The 19,110-nt window shown below is 72.4% G+C and carries 15 protein-coding genes; 7 read left to right on the forward strand and 8 right to left on the reverse strand.

Translation table 11 applies throughout. The annotated features are described in order from the left end of the window. Window positions 1-20: 20 nt before the first annotated feature. From ACWCPF_RS36535 to ACWCPF_RS36565, 7 genes are all read right to left on the reverse strand, one after another. Window positions 21-926: a hypothetical protein gene (locus tag ACWCPF_RS36535; protein WP_451049424.1), complete on the reverse strand. Its 906-nt coding sequence runs from the start codon at window positions 924-926 to the stop codon at window positions 21-23. A gap of 161 nt (window positions 927-1,087) precedes the next feature. Then, window positions 1,088-2,095, reverse strand: a complete 1,008-nt coding sequence (locus ACWCPF_RS36540) for a hypothetical protein (RefSeq protein ID WP_451049425.1) — start codon at window positions 2,093-2,095, stop codon at window positions 1,088-1,090. 27 nt (window positions 2,096-2,122) lie between these two features. After that, window positions 2,123-3,403, reverse strand: coding sequence for a transporter (locus ACWCPF_RS36545; RefSeq protein ID WP_451049426.1), 1,281 nt, complete (start codon window positions 3,401-3,403; stop codon window positions 2,123-2,125). Window positions 3,404-3,406: 3 nt separating this feature from the next. Then, on the reverse strand, window positions 3,407-4,015 hold the full coding sequence (locus ACWCPF_RS36550) for a hypothetical protein (protein ID WP_451049427.1): 609 nt from the start codon (window positions 4,013-4,015) through the stop codon (window positions 3,407-3,409). After that, on the reverse strand, window positions 4,012-6,150 hold the full coding sequence (locus tag ACWCPF_RS36555) for a hydantoinase/oxoprolinase family protein (protein WP_451049460.1): 2,139 nt from the start codon (window positions 6,148-6,150) through the stop codon (window positions 4,012-4,014). Before ACWCPF_RS36555 ends, ACWCPF_RS36550 begins: the two co-directional genes overlap by 4 nt. 84 nt (window positions 6,151-6,234) lie before the next feature. After that, window positions 6,235-7,836, reverse strand: a complete 1,602-nt coding sequence (locus tag ACWCPF_RS36560) for an FAD-dependent oxidoreductase (RefSeq protein WP_451049428.1) — start codon at window positions 7,834-7,836, stop codon at window positions 6,235-6,237. A gap of 45 nt (window positions 7,837-7,881) precedes the next feature. Beyond that, on the reverse strand, window positions 7,882-9,000 hold the full coding sequence (locus tag ACWCPF_RS36565) for a LacI family DNA-binding transcriptional regulator (protein WP_451049429.1): 1,119 nt from the start codon (window positions 8,998-9,000) through the stop codon (window positions 7,882-7,884). Window positions 9,001-9,236: 236 nt separating this feature from the next. Between ACWCPF_RS36565 and ACWCPF_RS36570 the strand changes: the two genes are divergently transcribed. Continuing rightward, window positions 9,237-11,129 (forward strand): protein kinase domain-containing protein, encoded by a 1,893-nt coding sequence (locus ACWCPF_RS36570; protein WP_451049430.1) that lies wholly within the window; start codon window positions 9,237-9,239, stop codon window positions 11,127-11,129. On the opposite strand, the gene ACWCPF_RS36575 is transcribed toward ACWCPF_RS36570, so the two are convergent. After that, the gene (locus tag ACWCPF_RS36575; protein ID WP_451049431.1) at window positions 11,031-12,179 is read right to left on the reverse strand and encodes a CPBP family intramembrane glutamic endopeptidase; all 1,149 of its coding nucleotides are present in this window, start codon (window positions 12,177-12,179) and stop codon (window positions 11,031-11,033) included. The two genes, ACWCPF_RS36570 and ACWCPF_RS36575, sit on opposite strands and share 99 nt — an antisense overlap. 137 nt (window positions 12,180-12,316) lie before the next feature. Between ACWCPF_RS36575 and ACWCPF_RS36580 the strand changes: the two genes are divergently transcribed. The 6 genes from ACWCPF_RS36580 (at window position 12,317) to ACWCPF_RS36605 (ending at window position 19,094) form a co-directional block, all read left to right on the forward strand. After that, window positions 12,317-14,725, forward strand: a complete 2,409-nt coding sequence (locus ACWCPF_RS36580) for a histidine kinase (protein WP_451049432.1) — start codon at window positions 12,317-12,319, stop codon at window positions 14,723-14,725. Next, entirely contained in the window at window positions 14,725-15,381 is a 657-nt protein-coding gene (locus tag ACWCPF_RS36585; RefSeq protein WP_451049433.1) for a response regulator, read from the forward strand. The genes ACWCPF_RS36580 and ACWCPF_RS36585 overlap by 1 nt, the downstream gene beginning before the upstream one ends. Then, complete coding sequence (locus tag ACWCPF_RS36590) at window positions 15,374-16,525, forward strand: sensor histidine kinase (protein ID WP_451049434.1); 1,152 nt, start codon at window positions 15,374-15,376, stop codon at window positions 16,523-16,525. The genes ACWCPF_RS36585 and ACWCPF_RS36590 overlap by 8 nt, the downstream gene beginning before the upstream one ends. A gap of 151 nt (window positions 16,526-16,676) precedes the next feature. After that, window positions 16,677-17,615: an ABC transporter ATP-binding protein gene (locus tag ACWCPF_RS36595; RefSeq protein ID WP_451049435.1), complete on the forward strand. Its 939-nt coding sequence runs from the start codon at window positions 16,677-16,679 to the stop codon at window positions 17,613-17,615. Next, window positions 17,608-18,360 carry an ABC transporter permease subunit gene (locus ACWCPF_RS36600; RefSeq protein ID WP_451049436.1) on the forward strand — a complete coding sequence of 251 codons (753 nt, stop codon included), beginning with the start codon at window positions 17,608-17,610 and terminating at the stop codon, window positions 18,358-18,360. Before ACWCPF_RS36595 ends, ACWCPF_RS36600 begins: the two co-directional genes overlap by 8 nt. Window positions 18,361-18,419: 59 nt before the next feature. After that, window positions 18,420-19,094 (forward strand): response regulator, encoded by a 675-nt coding sequence (locus ACWCPF_RS36605; protein WP_451049437.1) that lies wholly within the window; start codon window positions 18,420-18,422, stop codon window positions 19,092-19,094. Window positions 19,095-19,110: the final 16 nt, after the last annotated feature.

A 19,110-nucleotide genomic window follows, 5' to 3' on the forward strand; every position in this document is an offset into this window, starting at 1 on the left:
GGAGTCTGTCGGCGTGTGGATCAGTTGTCGTCGCGGATGGTCGTCGCGATGCCGTTGCTGATCACGACCTCCGCGCTGAAGCCCTTCTTGGCCGCCTTCTCCAGCTGGGCCTCGGTGCACTCGACGCCGCCCTCGCCGCCCGGCCCGGTGTTCACGGCGTCGCAGATGTCGTCGTAACCGATGATCTTGGTGTCGTCGGCCACGAGGAACAGCTGCTCGCTGCCCTTCAGGTCGGAGACCGAGTACTTGCCCGGCGCCACGAAGGTCACTTGGCCGAACCAGGTTCCGTTGACGCCCTTGCCCCCGTTGACGCCCTCGACGACGGTCTCGCGGGAGGAGTCGGAGCCGGAGTCGGAGCCGGAACCACTGCCGGAACCGGAGGACGAGGACGACGAGCCGGAGGAACCGGAGGAACCGGAGGAACCGGAGGACGAGCCGGAGGATGAGCCGGTCGACGAGCCCGACGACGACCCGGAGCCGCTGTCCTGCTGTGCGGCACGCCGCTCCGTCACCAGGGTGGCGACACCGTCCTTCATCTCCACGTCGGCGTTCACGGCGCCCTTCTTGACGGCCGTCTCCAACTCCTCCAGCGTGCACGGCGCGTCCACCTTGGACCCCGACACGCCGCATATCGTGCCGACGCCGTAGACCTCGGTGCCGTCGGCCACCAGGAACTGCTGGGCGTCCTTGCCGGTCACGGTCACGATGTACTTGCCAGCGGCGAGATAGGTGACCTTGCCGTCCTTGAACGTACCGCTGACACCCTTCGAGTCCTTGGAGTCCGACGCGTTCTCCGCGCCGGCCGTCGCGCCCGTTCCGCTCTTGCCGGACGAGTCGGCGTCGGTGCCGCTCTGGCACGCCGTCATCAGCAGCCCGGCAGTGATCGCAACGGTGGCGAAAACGGCCTTGCGCAGGTGGCGGTTCATCAGGGGTGGTTCCTTTCGAGGGGTGGGGCTCACTGGGTGAGTCACCGGTTATGAGGGGCCGCAGGCCCCTGAGGTCACGGCCGTCAGCCGTTCAGGACACCGCCGTGGCACAGCCGTGACACGGCAACAGGCTGATCCTGAACGGCGGTTGGCCGGGTCGGTCAGCCCCGGGCCACGGCGATGGCTCCGGAGAGGCGCTCGCCCGCCTCGTAGATCATGTACGGGACGCCGCCGTCGGTGCCGAAGGAAGGCGCGGCGGCGCGCCCGTTCTCCGGTGCCGCGCTGTGCGAGTTGTAGAAGACGCCGAGGTGGGCGCGCTTGCCGAAGTCGTTGCCGACCTCGGTGATCATGATGTCGCCGCCGCTGGACTTGTCCTTGTTGTAGACGACGTACGTGCTGTTGTTCCGGTACAGCAGGTGCGGACCGCCGACGTTGACCGCCCCGACGTCGGTGTGCCGGATCAGCGGCTGCTGGTCATACGTCCAGGTACGGCCGTCCGCGGACCAACCCCAGTGGATGTCCCGGTGGTTGGTGGTGTTGTTGAGCATGAAGACCATGACGTAGCGCGCGCCGCGCGCGGGCAGGTCGTGGCGGAAGACCCGGGCGTACGACGTCTCCGTGGTGCCGGCCGGGAGCATGGACTTCGACAGCACGACCTTGTCGTACGTGAAGTGGATCCCGTCGGCCGAGCGGGCCAGGCGGGTCGTGTGGTTCTCGCCGTGGAAGTACAGCCAGAACTCCTTGAGGTCCGCGTTCCACAGCACGTGGGGCGACGAGACATGGCTGACGGAGTAGTGCCCCGCCCACTTGTTGGAGACGATCGGGTTCGCCGGGTACTCCGTGAACGGCCCCTCCAGCGAGTCGCCGTACGCCAGGCAGATGCCGCCGGGCGGGTCGTGCGGCGCGTAGTAGAGGTAGTAGCGGCCGAGGGGCGAACCGAGCTTGTCGTAGACGCCCCGGATGCACGGGAAGATGATCTCGTTGGTGGGGTTGTACTTCAGCTGAGACGGCGTCAGAAGCGTGCGCACGAACGAGTAGTCGGGGAATCCGGCGGGTGCCGCGGCGGCGGGCTGCGCGCCCAGCGTCGTGCCGACGGTGAGAGCGGCTCCGGTGGCGGCCCCGGCGCGCAGGAAGAGACGCCGGTCGAGGTGGTGTGGGTGCTCGTGCACGGGGGGCTCCAAGGACATGGGGTGGGGTCAGAGATAGGTGGCGGCCGTGACGCACAGGCCGCCCAGGGCGACCGCCCACACATACGGCAGCGTGCGCACCATGACCTGTTGCGGAGTGACGCCCGCGTACTGGGCGCTCCACACGGTCTGCGTACTGGTGGGGTCGGCGACGCCGAAGACCTGGTTGTACGAGGTGGCCATGCCGAGGACGGCCACCGCGGGGTAGATCCCGGCGGCGATGAGGACGCCGGCGATGCCCGCGCCGAGCCCGAACACATTGAGCGGGCCGCGGTAGAGGCACAGCGGCACGAGCAGCGTGAAGACGAGGACGAACAGCACGGGGTGCTGCGGACTGACCGCCTTGACGAGGGGTTCGAGTGCCTCCACGGCGCCGGGCAGTTTCACGGCCGCGAGCAGGATGCCGATGGCGATGAACAGGACGAGCGGCGGGGCCGCCACCTCGAAGCCGCCGTACAGGGTGCGCAGCAGCCGCTTGTTCATCTCGCCGGGCCGGGTGGTGGTCACCAGCGCGTACAGGACGCCCGCCAACAGGGAGGGGATGATGGCGAGTTCGAAGCCGAGGGCGAGAACGAGCGGGACGGCGGGGGCGAGCAGCGCGTACCAGGGCGCGTCGCCCAGCTCCTGACGCCGTGAACGAGACCTGGAATCAAGTGACTTGAGCGACCAGGCGTGCTCCGTGCCCCGCCGCCGCGTCTCGACGACGACGAACGCGAGGGCTGCGACCAGCGCGAACGGGAACAGCTTCACCATGAAGCCGCGCACGGTCGGGACCGGAAGTTCCAGCGCGGTGGAGAAGAACTGCCACAGCGGCAGCTCGAAGGGGATGCCCACGGCGATCCCCATCAGCACCGTGCCCGCCGCGGTCACCTTGGGCACGCCGACGGCGATCATCGCGGGGATGCCGATGATCCCGGCGAGCATGGCGGCGGGCGCCGAGCCCGTCACCGTCCCGACGAGTGCGGACACGGCGAGGACGCCGAGGGCGACGACGGTCGGGCGGTCGCCGCCGAACTCGACGATCTTGCGGACGAGCGTGCCCGCGATCCCGGTCTCGTCGAGGAGCCTGCCCAGCCAGGAGCCCAGAATGATCGCGATCATGGTGGCGGCCAGGGTCGGCGCGCCCTCCTGGAGAACCGTGTCCAGCACGCTGTTCTTGCCGGTGAGCGGGGCCCCGGCGAGGAAGGCGATCACGACGGCGAGCAGCACCAGCGCGAAGGCGGTGGGGAGTCTGCGGGTGAGCATGAGGCCTACGCCGGCGGCCATGACGAGGAGGATGACGACGCCCATGGGTCAGTTCTCTCTTCTCTGTCTTCCGGGCCGGGTGAGCGCGGCGCGCAGCGCGGCGGTGAGGAGCAGGGGCGAGCGTCCGAGCCCGCAGACGGTCCTGGCGTAGGCATGGGCGGCGACCTCTTCGGCGCCGGCGACATGGCCGATGACGCGGTGCCGTCCGAGCCGCAGCACGGTGTGGCCGAGCGCCTGCTTCAGCGCGGCCTTCGCCGGGCCGTGGTGCAGGTGCGCGTGCACGGTCTCGTGGGCGAGCGCGGCGGCCCGCACGGAACCCGCCGGATACCAGTCACGCCAGCCGTGGGCGTCGACCAACTCCTCGGCGAGGGCGAGCGTGTCGGTGTACAGCTCGACCGTCGGCGGCCGTGAGGTGTAGCGGGCGAGCAGCATCCGCTCCAGGCCGTCGCGCCGCTCGACCACGCGTGCCGTGGACGCCAGCGGGGTCAGACGGGACCCGAACTCGTCGGCCGTACGCGCCCATTGGCGCAGCAGCTCGGGATCGCGGCCCTCGTGGGTGGGCGTGGCGGCCAGCAGCCGGACGCCCCATTCGACGTCGTCCACGGCGGTGAGGTCGTCCAAGGAGGTGAGTTCGGTGGTGATTTCGGTGGCCGTCATGACCGCACCTCCAGTACCGCGACCACCGTCTCGTCACCCGCACGCGCCCTCAACTCGCTCTGCGCCAGGGCTAGTAGCGGCTGTGGATCGAGGACCCCGGACAGGTCGGCGATGCGGGAGCCGAGCAGCAGCCGCAGGGCGGGAGCGCGTACCCCGCCGTCGCCGTACGAGGTGGACTCGCCCACCAGCCGGGCGAGCACCTCGGGGGCGCCGGCCACGGTGGTGGTCTCCACGCGGGCGTCGGCGGCGTGGTGGCGTACGACGCCGTCCATGTCGACGATCCGCACGGGCCGCCGGGTCGGCCGCAGCCGACGCCGGACGACCTGGGTGCCGTAGACGGTGTGGGCGGCGGTACCGGCCAGGATCTCGACCGCCGTCGGGTCGGCTTTGAGGCTGAGGGCGGCGGCCCGCAGTCGCTCGGTGTCGTCGGCGCGGTGGGCCCGGTCCTGGGTGCGCAGCTCGGTCGCGCCGGTCGCGACCGCGCGCACGGTGTGGGTCTGCGGATCGACGGTGACCTCGACCTCGACGCCGTCGGCGGCGGCCCCCTGGGCGACGACGGCCCGCTCCGCCTCGGCGCGCACGGCGAGGATCTGCTCCTGCGAGGCTCCGCCGGGCACGATCCGCTCGATCTGTTCCCGGACGAGCGCGAGGGCGACGCCGATGGGGCTGATGACCTCGTTGTGCCGGGCGATCCGCCCCTCCATCCCCCTGCTGAGGGCGAGGTGCGGCGTGACGGACGCGGCCCCGCCGCCCCCGCCGACGAGAACGGCCGTGTCCTTGTCGAGCCGGTAGTCGCGGATCATGGCGTCCACCACCGTCCGCACCTGGGCGACGCCCGCGTCGAGGATCCGGGTGGCCGCCGTCGCGACGTCGGTGCCGAGCACGGCGGCCAGCGGGGCTATCGCGGCGCGCGCGGTCTCCGGGTCGCAGTGCGCGAAGTCCCCCTCGGGGACGCGGCCGAGGGCGTTGGCGGCGCAGGTCATCGTCAGGGCGAACCGTCCGCCCGCCGCGTCGAGCACGGCGTAGTCGGCGGGGTCGCCGTCCATGGGCCGGACGGTGTCCACCGTGGCGTCGCGCAGCTCGTCGGGGGCGGCGAAGCAGGCGTACGGCAGTCCCGCGATATGGGCGCTGCGCGGCCCCACGCCGGTGATCCGGCCGTCGCCGCCGATCCGCACCATCGACCCGCCGCCGACGCCGACCGTGCGCACGTCGAGGGCGTTCAGGTAGGAGGTCCTGCCGAGGACGGTGGCGTGCCGGACGGCGACCTTGCCGCGTCGCACGACGCTGACGTCGGTCGACGTGCCCCCGGTCTCCAGGAACACGCCCTCGCTCACCCGCTCCCGCATCAGCGCGCCGGCGACTCCGGCGGCCGGTCCCGACAGCACCGTCAGGAGCGGTCGGCGGCGCATCTCGTCGAGCGCCATGACGCCGCCGTCGCAGCGCATCACCATCAGGGGCGCGGTCACGCCGGCCTTGGTGACGGAGGCGTCGACGAGGTCGGCGGTGGCCAGCATGCGCGGCAGGATCGCCGCGTTGACCACGGCGGTGCGGGTGCGTTTGTGCAGCCCGTACAGCGAGGTGATCTCGTGCGCGGCGGTCATCGGCAGCCCGTAGGGCCGGGCCGCGTCCAGCACGGCCCGCTCGCCCTCGGGCCGGTCGACGCTGAACGGCTGGCTGGCGACGAGGACGTGAGCGCCGTCCTCTTTGAGCTGCTCGACGGCGCGGCGGACGGCCGCCGTGTCGTCGGGGTCGGCGACATGCGCGTAGCGCAGCGGAAGCCTTTTGCCGGGGGCGAGTTCGAGCTTGCCGAAGGAGGCGAGACGGCGGGTGAACAGCGCCGAGGGGCCGGTCCCGATGCCGATCAGTCCGACGGTCGCGACATCGCCCTCCAGGAGGGCGTTGGTGGCCTGGGTCGTGCCATGGGCGAGGAAGGCGACGTCGCTCGCGGCGCGGCCGGTCTGCTCCAGGAGCCGGTCGAGCGCCTCGACGATGCCGTGCGCGACGCCGTCTGCGTGCCGGTGGCTGGTGGGGACCTTGACCTGCCCGAGGAGTTCGAGGGTCGTGGCGTCCACGGCCACGGCGTCGGTGAAGGTTCCGCCCACGTCGATGCCGACGCGGATGCGGGATGTGTCCATGTCAGGGTTGACGGCAGAGCTCATGTCCAGGCACCTCCTCTTACGGTTTGGTTGCGCGGGTGATCAGCAGCCGCGCGGGCGTCCTCAGTAGCCGCGTACGTCCGGCCAGTGGCGTTGCGCTCCGTCGCGGTCGAGCAGCCGCGCGAAGTCCTCGAACCGCTTGTCATCGGCCTGCACCTGGTGCGGCTCGACGTCCTCGGCGACGCAGTGCGCGGCCAGCGCGCCGGCGACCTCGCCGACGTTCCACTCCACCGGGTGGAGCCGGTAGCAGCCGTTGGTGATGTGGGTGGTGCCGATGTTCTTGCCGGCGGGCAGCAGATTGCGCACCCGGCGCGGCACGAGCGCGCCGAGCGGGATCTCGAACGGCACGGACCCGACGTCGATGTAGTTGTCGCCGCCGGTGGAGGGATGCAGATCGATGCGGTACCCGCCCACGCCGACGGAGTCCCGGTGCCGGGTCCCGCCGTACGGGCCGACGACGTCGATCGCCACGTCGTGCTCGGTGACCGTGGTGACGGCCTTGATCCGGCGGGACTCGCGCACGTACGCCGCCTTGGCCAGCCCGTCCGCCGTGCCGGTCACGTCCGGGCGGATCCGCAGGCCGGGGAAGCCGGTGCCGCCGTCCGGACGCGGGGCCTCGGTCTGCAGCCAGTACAGCAGCGACAGCGACAACTGCCGTGCCCCGCGCAGCGCTTCGGTCTCCTGCGCCCCGATGTACGGCGTGAGCCAGTAGTCGTTGAGCGGCCAGTTGACGAGCGTGATGTCCGAGTCGAAGGCGCCGGGCGTGTGCAGCTTGCGGGCCAGGATCCGGCGGAAGCCCCACAACTCCTTGTCCCCGGCGTCGGCGCTCTGGTCGGCGGAGACGCCGAGCGGGTCGAGCTCGGGATTCGGCACGAAGGTCCGCGGCACCGGCTCCAGCGTGCGCGGGTCGGGCGCCTCGAAGCCCAGCAGCGGGCCCGGCCAGAAGGCGGGCCGGTAGGCGCGCCAGAAGTCGAAGTCGTCCGGGCGGTCGATCGTGTGGTCCTGGCCCTCGTGGTGGGAGAGCGCGAAGCAGACCGTGATGCCCTGCTGGTTGTCCGGCTGGGCCTCGTCCGGGGCGTGCGGCTCGTCGAACTCGGCGCGCGCCTCGGCCCCGGTCGCGTGCTCGACGCCCGCGAGGTGGAGGAGTTCGCCGGTCTCCGTGGCGTCCAGGACGTAACGCGCGCTGAGCGTGCGCAGCGTCCCGTCCCGCAGGTCCCGCAGGGTCACCGTCCGCAGGACGTCGCCGTCGGACTCGGCGGCGACCGGCCGGTGCTCGGTGAGCACGGTCAGCCGGCCCGCCGCCCGGTGGGGCGCCAGCATGCCCTCCAGGACGGCGAGCGCGACCCTCGGCTCATGGCAGAGCTTGCTGACCCGGCCCGCTCCCGGGTTGAGGTCGGTGAGCGCCAGCGCCTCGGCCCGCAGCGGATACCAGTGCCGGTAGTACCGCCGGATCTCCTCGCGCAGCCGCCGGTACGAGGCGGTCGTGCCGAACCGCTCGACCCACGGGTGTTCGTCGGGCGGCACGGCCTGGCTGGTGAGCTGGCCGCCGATCCAGTCCGTCTCCTCGGTGAGGACCACGCTGCGTCCGGCCCGGCAGGCGGCGAGCGCGGCGGCCACACCGCCGAGGCCGCCGCCCACGACGAGGATGTCTGCTTCGGGTAACACGCTGCTCCTTGCAGGGGGTGAGGTCCGTACGTCCACGGACCGGGCTCAGGAACGGGCGCGGGACGGTGGCGGCCCGGTCGTCGGGCCCGGCCGGAAGACACACCTGACGAGCGGCTCCCGGGTCCCCTCCTCGCCGGCCACGAGCGCGGCCAGCAGCCGTACGGCCGCCGCGCCCAACTGCGGGCGGGGAATGTCGAATCCGGTCGGCACGGGCTCGCCCGCGAGATCGGACGGCGGACTGCCGAGCAGGGCGAGGGACACGTCCGCCGGGCAGTCGAGGCCGGCCTCGCGCACGGCGGAGTGCAGGCCTCGCCAGGCCGCCCCGGTGTCGGTCTCTTCGGCGACGAAGGCCGTCACCCCGTCGTCGGTCCAGGCGCGCAGCCGTTCGGGCGTGAGGTCCCGCTGTGGATCGGCGGACCGGAAGACGGTCGCGGGCCCGGGCCCCGAGGGCAGACCCGCCGCCTCCAGCCCCTCCAGGAAGCCGCGTTGACGATCCGCCGAGGCGGGCGCGTCGTCGTCCTCGCGGACGAGAACGATCCGCCGATGCCCCGACTCGGCCAGGTGGCCCACCACTTCACGGGTGGCCTGGACATAGTCCGCGCCCACCCACGCCACACCCTCCAACTCCTCGCGGCGGCCCAGGTGCACGACCGGGAAACCGTCGTCGACCAGCCGCTTCAACTCCGCCCGGGGCGTGTGCCGCCCCATGAACAGACAGCCGTCGGCGAGCCGCACCCGCCCCAGCGCGTCGGGCACCGAGGCCCCCGCGCCGCCGGTGCTCGACCCGGTGAACAGCACCAGGTCGTAGCCGAGCGCCGCCGCCTCGCGCTCCACGCCGACCAGGAACGGGTAGTAGGAGTGCTGCACATCGGTGGGGAAGGTGGCGGTGAAACTGAAGACGCCGAGCAGGTTGTTGCGGGCCGCGGCCAGCCGCCGGGCGGCCGGGTCGGGCACGTAACCCAGGCTGCGGGCCGCTTCCAGGACGCGTCGGCGGGTCTCGTCGGAGATGATGCGTCCCTTGCGGTCGGGCTTCGGGGAGAGCACCAGGGACACGGTCGCCTGGGACACGCCCGCGAGCCGGGCGACCTCGGCCTGCCGTGGCCGCGCCGTACGACCGGCCGGCGCGGGAGTCCGACCGGGCCGCTTCCTGGGTTCCGGTTCCACGGTGGCTCCCCCCTCCGTCAATCCGTTAATGCGTATTAGATAATACGCATTAACGGAGACTGCACCTCCCCGCCCAGCGGGTCAAGGCTCACGTCGAGGACGTCGGTCGGGGACATCGATGCGAAGGCGTCACCTGGACAAGGTGCGAGCGCCCGCTTCGGCTGACAGGGTGCTCCACAACGAGCCCTGGACAACGGCCCGTTGGGCGTCCTCGAAGCAGTGGAAAGGAAACCGCGGTGTCCGACGAAGGACGGCTGATCGCCGGCCGTTACCGCATCCTCGACCGGATCGGCCGAGGCGGCATGGCCACCGTGTGGCGCGCGCACGACGATCTCCTCGCCCGCGAGGTCGCCGTCAAGAAGCTCCATCCCCAGCCGCACCTCGACGACGACGAACTCGTCACCCTCTTCGAACGCACCCGCCGCGAGGCCCGCAGCGCCGCCCGGATCAGCCACCCCAATGTCATCGTCGTCCACGATGTCGTGGACGACGAGGGCCTGCCCATCATCGTCATGGAGTACGTGCCCTCCATCACCCTCGCCGACCTGATCAAGCAGCACGGCCCGATCCCGACTGCCGAGGTCGCCAGAATCGGCCGTGGCGTGGTCGCCGCGTTACGGGCGGCGCACCGGGCCGGGATCCTGCACCGGGACGTGAAACCGGCGAATGTGCTGCTCGCCGAGGACGGCCGGGTGGTCCTCACCGACTTCGGCATCGCCCAGGCCGCCGAGACCCCGGGGCTCACCCGCACCGGCCAGTTGGTGGGGTCGGTCGACTTCATGGCCCCCGAGCGTCTCGTCGGCGCCAAGCCCGGTCCGGAGGCCGACCTGTGGGCGCTGGGCGCCACGCTGTTCCAGGCGGTGGAGGGGCGCTCACCGTTCCTCCGGGACACGGTGACGGAGACGATGTACGCCATCGCCATGGAGCCGCCCCCCGAGGTCCGGGGCGCCGGACCGCTCGCCCCGCTGATCCATGCTCTGCTCGCGGGCAACCCGGCCGAACGCTTATCGGCCCAGGACGCCGAGCGCCTCCTGCGGACAGCGGACGCCGACCCGCGCCGCGGCCCGGCAGCCCGGGTCGGCCACGGCACCGCGCCGCCCGCGGGGCGGGAACCGGAGCCGAGTTCGGAGCCGGAGCCGGAGCCGGAGCCGGAGCCGGAGCCGGAGCCGGAGCCGGACCCGGAGCCGGAGCCGGAGCCGGAGCCGGAGTTGGGCCCGGAACCGGAGCCGGAGCCGGAGCCGGAGTTGGGCCCGGACCCGGACCCGGAGCCGGACCCGGAGCCGGACCCGGAGTCGGAGTCGGAGTCGGAGTCGGAACCGACGTCGAGGTCGGAGTCGAAGTCGGAGCCGGGCTCGGCCGCTCCCGTCCAGGAGGCACCGCGGCCCCCTGGCCGCAGGCGCCACGCGCGGAAGCTGGTCGTGCTGGCCGCGGTGGTCACCACGGCGGCACTGGTCACGACCGCGTTCCTGGTCGACAACACGACCGAGAAGAGCACCGGCAGCGCCACAGTGCGGACCGGCCCGACCTCGACCGGCGACACCACGGCCTCGCGGCCCGCGGACACATCGACGGGACCCTCCGCCGCCGCCTCGCCGACAAGCCCCGCAAGTCCCGGCGCCACAGTGCCGACAGACTCGTCTCAGGGGTCGACGCCCAAGGCCGGGGGACGAGAAGATGCCGACACGGAAGCCGGAGCGGAGGCGAGCCCGCCCGAGGAGAGCCCGGCCACGAACGGTGGCTCCGGCTCATCGGCCACCTCGGCCGGTCGCGCCCTGGTGGTCGCCGGCTCCGGGAAGTGCCTGAGCCGCGGCGCGGGGACCGAGGGGATCCAGCTGACCCAGGCCACGTGCGACGACTCCGCCGCGCAGCGCTGGGTCGTCGGATCGGACGGGACCTTCCGGTCCGGCGGGAAATGCATGACCGTGGCCGGAGGAGCGACCGCCGACCGGACGGAGATCCAACTGACCGGGTGCAGCGGCGGCTCCAGTCAGCGATTCCACTTCTCCGGCGCGGAACTGCAGGGTGATCCGTCACAGAAATGCGTCACCATTTTCGGCGGTTCGAGCGGAACGGTCGTGGTCCTGTGGGAGTGCAACAACTGGGACAACCAGAGCTGGACGATCCGCTGACCCCCGAGCAGCGGAGGGGCCTGCCCCGAAGTGGGGATACCCGCCGGGGTAGTAGGGCAGCGGCGGCTGGATCGGAAACGGCACCGGGACCGGCACGGGTGCCGGAACCTGTATCGGCGCGGGAACGACGCGGGTCGGTGTGCGGCGACGCGCCAGCCACAGCACGGCCGCCGCGTACAGGGCGATGCCGACCAGGTCGACGACCACGACCTGCCAGGGCGCGTCCGCCGCGGTGTCGTCGGTCTTGAGGCCGTCGACGACGGCCGCCGAGACGCCGAAGGCCAGCAGGTTGCTCACGGCGTGCAGTCCGATCGCCGCCTCCAGCCCGCCCGTGCGCACGGTGAGCCAGCCCGCGACCAACGCGAACACGACCAGGTCGGCGAAGCCCCACGGGGTGCCCCAGCCGTGGGCGGCGGCGAACAGGACGGCCTGGGGCACGAGCGCCCACCAGGGATTGCGCAGGAAGCCGCCGACCGCCTGCGTGAGCCAGCCCCGGAAGACGTACTCCTCGGCCGCCGCCTGCAACGGCACCAGGACCACCAGCATGGCGAGGGCCGGCCCGAAGACCTCCCAGCCCGCCCACCGCGCCGGCGGGCCGTCGTCCAGCGGCAGCAGGAGCATGGCCCCGGTGCTCAGGGCGAGGACCGGGAAGGCGGCCAGCACGCACAGCCCCAGCCAGCGCCACCGCAGTCCGCCCGTCACGGACGAGACCGTGCCCGCCGGACGGCGCCCGATCCAGCGCACCGCGAGCAGCACGACGGGCACGGCGGAGGCGATCGCCAGCAGATCGAGGGCGGTGCCCGTGACCGGGCCGAACTCGACGGTCCCGTCCGGGGCTTCGGGATAACCCCTGGCCGCTCCGAGTATGGAGCCGAGCCCATAGACCAGTACGGCCGCGATCACACCCGCGACGGCCACGAACCCGGTGCCCAGCACCGCCCGCCACCATCGATGGCGTACCGAGGCGCGGGCCATCCGGTGGTAGGGGAGCAGTTCGGGGGACGCTTCGGGCGGGAGCGCGGGCATCGGGGCGGCGAGCGGATTCGTCATGGGGACAAGCCTCGCCGCCGGCCCATGCCCCCACATCGGCCCCGGGCACGACCCGCGTCTCTGCCGGAAGGTAGAGAACGCCCTCGTACCTGGGACCGGTGCCGCGCCCTCGTACCCCGTCCTACGCTCGTGCCGACATGAAGACGACGAAGACGACGACGGAGACGACGACGGCGATGCGTGACTGGCTGTTCCCCGCCCTGCTCGCGGCCGCACAGCTCGGCTGGCTGTGGCCCGGAGCCGGTCTGTCCGGCCAGGCGGTGCCCGGGGCGGCGGCGCTGGTCGCCGTCCTGGGCGCGGTGGTCGTCGAGACGGCCGCGCTGGGCCGACGACGGCACGCGCCGGTCCAGGCGCTGGCCGGATCCCTCGGCGCCCTCCTCGTGGGCCAACTCGCCTGGGAGGACGGCTACTTCGGCGTCGGCGTGCCGATCGCGCTGTACTCGGTGGCGGTCCGCCGCCCGGTGCCCGTGACCGTACGGGCGCTCGCCGCGGCCGTCGGCGTCGAGTGGCTCCTGTCTCTCATCCTCCTCGGGTTACGGCCCGGGCTCGCCTCGGAGTGGGGGCTCGCCGCGCTCGTGTACGCCGTCGTGGCGGGGCTCGGCGAGGCCCGACGGCAGTGGCTCAAGGGGCGGTCGCTCGCGACCCGCCGACTGGCCGGCGCGGAGGAGACCCGCCGCCGGGCGGGTGACACCGAACGGCGCCGACTGGCGCGCGAACTGCACGACGTGAGCGCCCACCACCTCACCTCCGTCGTCATCACGGCCGACGCCGCGCGCCGACTCGGCGACAGCCGACCCGAGTTGACGGCCGAGGCGCTGACGTTCGCCGAACGCACCGGCACCGAGACCCTGACGGCGCTGCAACGCCTCGTCGGCCTGCTGCACGACGCGGACCGCCCCGACCCACGTCCGATGACCGCCCGTATCGAGGAACTCATCGCCGGATTCGGCCGGTTGGGCCGTCCGATCGACGCCGTGCTCCCCGCCGACCTGGCCGGTCCGGCGGCCGAGGCGGTCCACGGGATCGTCCGCGAGGCCCTGACGAACGCCCTGCGGCACGCCCCGGGTTCCGCCGCACACGTCAGCGTCGTACGCGGCGAGGGCGTCCTGGAACTGACCGTCGACAACGCTCCCCCGCGCGGCACCGACAGCGGCATCCGTGGCCTCGGCTCGGGACGCGGCGTCGCGGGGATGCGGGAGCGGGCGGCCGCCGTCGGCGGGGAGTTGACGGCCGGCCCGGCACCCGGCGGCGGTTGGCGCGTCCGCGCCACGCTGCCCGACGTCACCGGGCCGTGGGGGCCGCCCGAGGGCACGGGCCGACGCGACGTGCTCCGGGAGCAGCGGCTGGCCGACCCCGCCCTGGTGTTCGCGGCGACCCTCTTCCCCTTGGTGTTCGCCCTGGTCACGGTGGAGGAGTGGACGAGCACGAGCCTGCGCGCCACCCTCCCGGACCTGCTCCTCGTGGCCGCGCTGCTGACCGCGCACGCGGTGCCGCTGCTGTGGCGGCGGCGCGCTCCGTGGCCGGCGCTCCTCGGCGTGCTGGCCACGTCGTGGCTGTGGCCGCCGGCGGTGGCCGTGGCCGGCCTGCCGCCACGGGTGTCGGAGTTCTTCGCGGGCGGCGCCCTCGCGGAACTGCTCGCGGTGTACGCCGTCGCGGTCTACGGCAGCGGAGCCGCCCGCACCTGGCCCGCGTGGTGCGCGGCGGCCGCCTCGCTCTCCGGAACCCTGCTCGCGACGGCGGGCGCGGACGGCGAGTTGATGGGCGAGAACCCGGTATGGCCCACCGCCGTGCTGATGTTCATCCCCCTGGCCGTGACACTCGCCGCCCTGTTCGCCGCCCTGTGGGGCGCCGGGCTCGCCGTACGACGCCGACGCGTGCGCATCCTCGCCTGGGACGACTTCGCCCTGGCCGGCGCACTGTGGCACGCGGAACGCGCCGCGGACGCCGAACGCCACCGCCTGGCCACGAAGTTGCGCAACGCCGTCCTGCACCCCACGGCGACCCTGGTCGAACAGGCCCGGCAGGGACGGCTGGACGAGGTCGCCGCCGGGGCCCGGTCCGCCCTCGCCGCCATGCGCGAACTCCTGCACAGCCTCGGCAGGTCGGAGGACGAGCCCGGCGCGGGACTCGCCCCGGCGCCCACCGCCGCGGACCTCGACACACTGTGCCGGACGGTACGCGCGGCCGGCCGGGACGTGACCCTGCGGGGCCTGCCGGAGGCCGCGCGGAACCTGCCGCCCTCCGTGACCCTGTCGGCGTACCGGATCGTCGAGGCGGCCCTCGGCGCGGGCGACCGAGGCCCGGCCCGGGTCACCCTGCGCCGACGGCGCGACACCCTGCGCGTCACGGTGACGGGCGTACCGCTGGCCGTGACCGGCCCGGTCGCCGAACGCCTGAAGGTACAGGTAGGGACGGGGACGGGAACGCGCCCGGGGACGGGGAGCATCGCGCTCGAACGGACCGGTACCGTACGGGTGTTGCTGTCGACGCGCCCGAGTCCGCGGGAGCCCGTCCAGGAGGTGTTCCCGTCACCACCACCCGCGTGATGGTCGTCGACGACCAGGCGGTGGTCCGCGCAGGCTTCGCCGCCATCGTGGACGCCGAACCCGACCTGACGGTGGTTGCCGAGGCCGGCGACGGCGCGTCGGCGGTGTCACTCGCCGCCACCGAAGCCCCCGACCTGGTCCTGATGGACATCCGCATGCCAGGCATGGACGGCCTCACCGCGACCCGCCTCATCACCGCGCAGGAGCACCCGCCGCGCGTCCTCGTCCTGACCACCTTCGACCTGGACGCCTATGTGTACGAGGCGCTGCGCGCCGGGGCCTCCGGGTTCCTGCTCAAGGACGCCCTGCCCGAGGACCTGCTGGCCGCGATCCGCGTGGTCGCCACCGGCGAGGGCATCCTGGCCCCGACCGTGACCCGCCGCCTCATCGACACCTTCGCCCAGGGCGCCCCGCAGCCGCCGACGGTGACGGGCGCGCTGTCCGCCCTCACACCCCGCGAGCGGGAAGTCCTGCTGCACATAGCGTCAGGCCTGACGAACGCCGAGATCGGCGCCGCCCTCGGCGTGACCACCGGCACGGTGAAGACCCACGTGAACGCGCTCCTGACCAAGCTGGGCCTGCGGGACCGCGTACAGGCCACGATCCTGGCCTACGAGAGCGGCCTGGTCAGACCCCGCGGAACGGCCTATGGGTGAGGTGCGTCGTCAACGCCTGGTCGTGCTCGATGTGTTGGCCGCAGTCGGTTTCGCGCTGCTCCCACAGGTGTCGGTGCTGCGGTCGGCCGTCGGCGCCGAGGTGGACGTCACCACCGTATGGCTCCTGTCGCTGAGCAGCGCGCTGCCGCTGGCGACCCGGCGGCGGTGGCCCGTGCCGGTCTTCGGGGCGGTGCTGCTCGCCGCCTGCGTGGCAGTGGCCGTCGGCGCCGGGCCGGTTCCGTTCCTCGCCGCGGCGTACGCCCTGTACCTGGTGGCCGCGACGAAGACCCGGCAACCGGCGCCGGGGCCGTCCGCGGCGTTCCTGGCCGGGCTCTGCACGGCGGGAGCGGTCCTGCTCACGGTCACGGGAGGGCAGGGCCACCAGGGCGGGACGAAGGCCGCGCAGGCCGTGTTCGGACTGCTCGTCCTGGGCGCCACCTGGGCCTGGGGGACGTCGGTCGGGGAACGGCGCGAAGCCGTGAGACGCGCCATCGAGCACGCCGCCGAGCAGGCGAAGGCCGAGGAACGCCTGCGCGTCGCCCGCGACATCCACGACGTCGTCACGCACAGCGTGGGCCTGATCGCGGTCAAGGCAGGCGTCGCCAACCATGTGTTCGCCACGCACCCGGAGGAGGCACGGGAGGCCCTGACGGTGATAGAGGACGTCAGCCGCAAGGCGCTGCGCGACATGCGGGCCACACTGAACGTGCTGCGCCGGGACCAGGAGGGCGGTGCTCAGGACCTCCGGCCGGTTCTCGGGCTGGCGGACCTGCCCGCGCTCGTCCGGACCGCCGAAGCCGCCGGCGTCACCGTGGACCTGCGGACGCGGTACTCGGAGGAACCTCCCGACGGCGTCGCGCTCTCCGCGTACCGGATCGTCCAGGAGGCGCTGACCAACGTCGTCAAGCACGCCGCACCCACCGCCTGCACGGTACAACTCACGGCGGAGTGCGGCACGTTGACGATCGACGTGGCCGACGAGGGTCCGCGGCCCGGGGCCCGAGGAGGCCCCGCCGTGCCCGGCGGCGGACTGGGTCTCATCGGAATGAAGGAGCGGATCGCCGCCCACGGCGGCACGCTGACCGCCGGACCGGATCCGGAACCGGCCGCGGGCTTCCGCATCCAGGCGAAGCTCCCGTACTGAGCCGTTCATAGAGACCCATGACCCATGACCATGACCCATGACTCAGACGCAGACTCATACGCAGGTATGACGTCGGCCCGCGAAAGCTGTCCGATGCGGCCCGCCCCCGGACCGATGTGCCCGCCGGGTGCGCTCGACGAGACTCCACCATGTGATTGATGTGGTCGATGTGATCGACGTGCGGAACTTGACCAAGCGGTACGGGCGGCACACCGTCGTGGACGGCTTCACCTTCACGGTGCGGTCAGGGGCCGTCACCGGCTTCCTGGGCCCCAACGGTGCCGGGAAGTCCACGACGCTGCGGATGCTGCTCGGCCTCACCCGCCCGGACACCGGCTCGGCGACGATCGGCGGTCACGCCTATCACCAACTGACCTACCCGCTCCGACATGTCGGCGCCCTCCTGGAGACGTCCACCCCGCATCGCGGCATGACCGCGGCCCACCATCTGCGCTGGCTGGCGCAGAGCAACGGCATCGCCCGCCACCGGGTCGGCGAGGTCCTGGAGACGGTCGGCCTCACGGAGGCCGCCCGGCAGCGGATCGGAACGTTCTCCCTCGGCATGGGCCGACGCCTGGGCCTGGCCGCGGCCCTGCTCGGCGACCCACCGGTCCTGGTGCTGGACGAACCGGCCAACGGCCTTGACGCGGAAGGAATCCGATGGCTGCGCGAACTCCTGCGCTCCCTGGCCGCCGAAGGCCACACCGTCCTGGTCTCCAGCCACCTGATGACCGAGGTGTCGATGGTCGCGGACCACCTGATCGTCATCAACCGAGGCCAACTCCTCGCGCACACCACCACGTCGGACTTCATCCGAACCCACGGCCGGACCTTCGTGCGACTGCGAACGCCAGAACCCGCGTCGCTCGGCCGGGAGTTGGAGCTGAGAGGTGTTTCAGCGAGACTCGCCCCGGACGGCAGCCTGGAGATCGACGGCATGACGGCGGCGGAGATCAGCCGACTGGCCGCGGCGAGCGGGCTCCCGCTCGAAGAGCTGAGCACCCACACGACGTCCCTGGAGGACACCTTCCTCAAGCTCACGAGCAACAAGCACCCGGGTAACGGAGATAGCACGAGCGCCCATGTCTGAGACGACCGCGGCCGTCCGGGCCGAGTTCACCAAGCTGCGCGGCACCCGCGGCACCTTCGTCGCACTGCTGCTGTTCGTCCCCGTCAGCGTCCTGATCGCCGCCCTGGGCGGCTGGTCCGCGAAGGGGGCCCTGGACTCCGACCACCCCGGGCTCCGCTCCGACTTCACCCCCGAACAGGCCGGCCTGGACGGCATTCTCTACGGCCAGCTCGCCCTGCTCGTCTTCGGAGTTCTCATCGTCTCCGGCGAGTACGCGTCCGGCATGATGCGCGTCTCGCTGCTCGCCGTGCCCCGGAGAAGCCGCCTCTACGCGGCGAAGATGACAGCCACCGGTGTCGCCGCCGCGGCCGTCGCGATCCCCGTCACGATCGTCGGCTACCTGATCACCCAGATCGCCCTGGGACCCCACGGCACCTCGATCGACGCGAACGACGTCCCGCGCGCCCTGGCCGGCGCGGTGGTCTATCTGACGTTGATGTCCCTGTTCGCGGCAGGCGTGGCCGCGACCGCCCGCAGCGCCGTCGTCCCACTGGCCGTGCTGCTCCCTACGGTGCTCGCCGGATCGCAGATCCTGTCCGTCATCGGAGCGACGAAGGAGGCGGCACGGTACCTCCCCGACCGGGCCGGCGCCCAACTCCTCACCGTCGACGCACCGGACGGCTGCACCGGAGCTATGGTGCTGCTCGCGTGGACGGCGCTGGCGCTGACCGTCGGCTACATCCGGCACACCCGCTGGGACGGCTGAAGCAACAGCACGCAAGGCAAAGACAGCAGAGTCGAGAGTCGAAAGTCGAGGAACGCGGAGTGGCGGAGGCGATCCGGGTGCTGATCGCGGACGATCAGGCGCTGCTGCGCGGAAGCTTCCGCGTCCTCGTCGACGCGACTCCGGGAATGCGGGCGATCGGCGAGGCGGGTGACGGCGCGAGCGCCGTGGAACTGGCGCGGGCGCTGCGACCGGACGTCGTCCTGATGGATCTGCGCATGCCCGTCATGGACGGCATCGCCGCCACCCGGGAGATCTGCTCCGACGAGACGATGACGGGCGTACGGGTACTGGCCCTGACGATGTTCGACATGGACGACTACGTCTACCCGGCCCTCCAGGCGGGCGCGAGCGGCTTCATGCTGAAGGACGCGTCCCCGTCCGACCTGGTCACCGGCATCCGCGTGGTCGCCTCCGGCGAGGCGGTACTGGCCCCGACGGTCACCCGCCGCCTCATCGCGAACTTCTCCCACCCCGACGACCGGCCCGGCCCGCGTTCCCGTCTCGTAGGCCTCACTCAGCGAGAACGAGAGATCCTGACCCTGATAGCGAACGGCTTGTCGAACGCCGAGATCTCCCAACGCCTGCTGATCAGGCTGCCGACCGTGAAGACCCACGTGAGCAGCCTCCTAGCCAAACTGAACGCCCGAGACCGCGCCCAACTGGTCATCATCGCCTACGAAACAAACCACGCAGACCGAGGCATGCCGACCTGACGCCGGACCTGGCGAT

It is taken from the genome of Streptomyces sp. NPDC001858 (genome assembly GCF_053594615.1).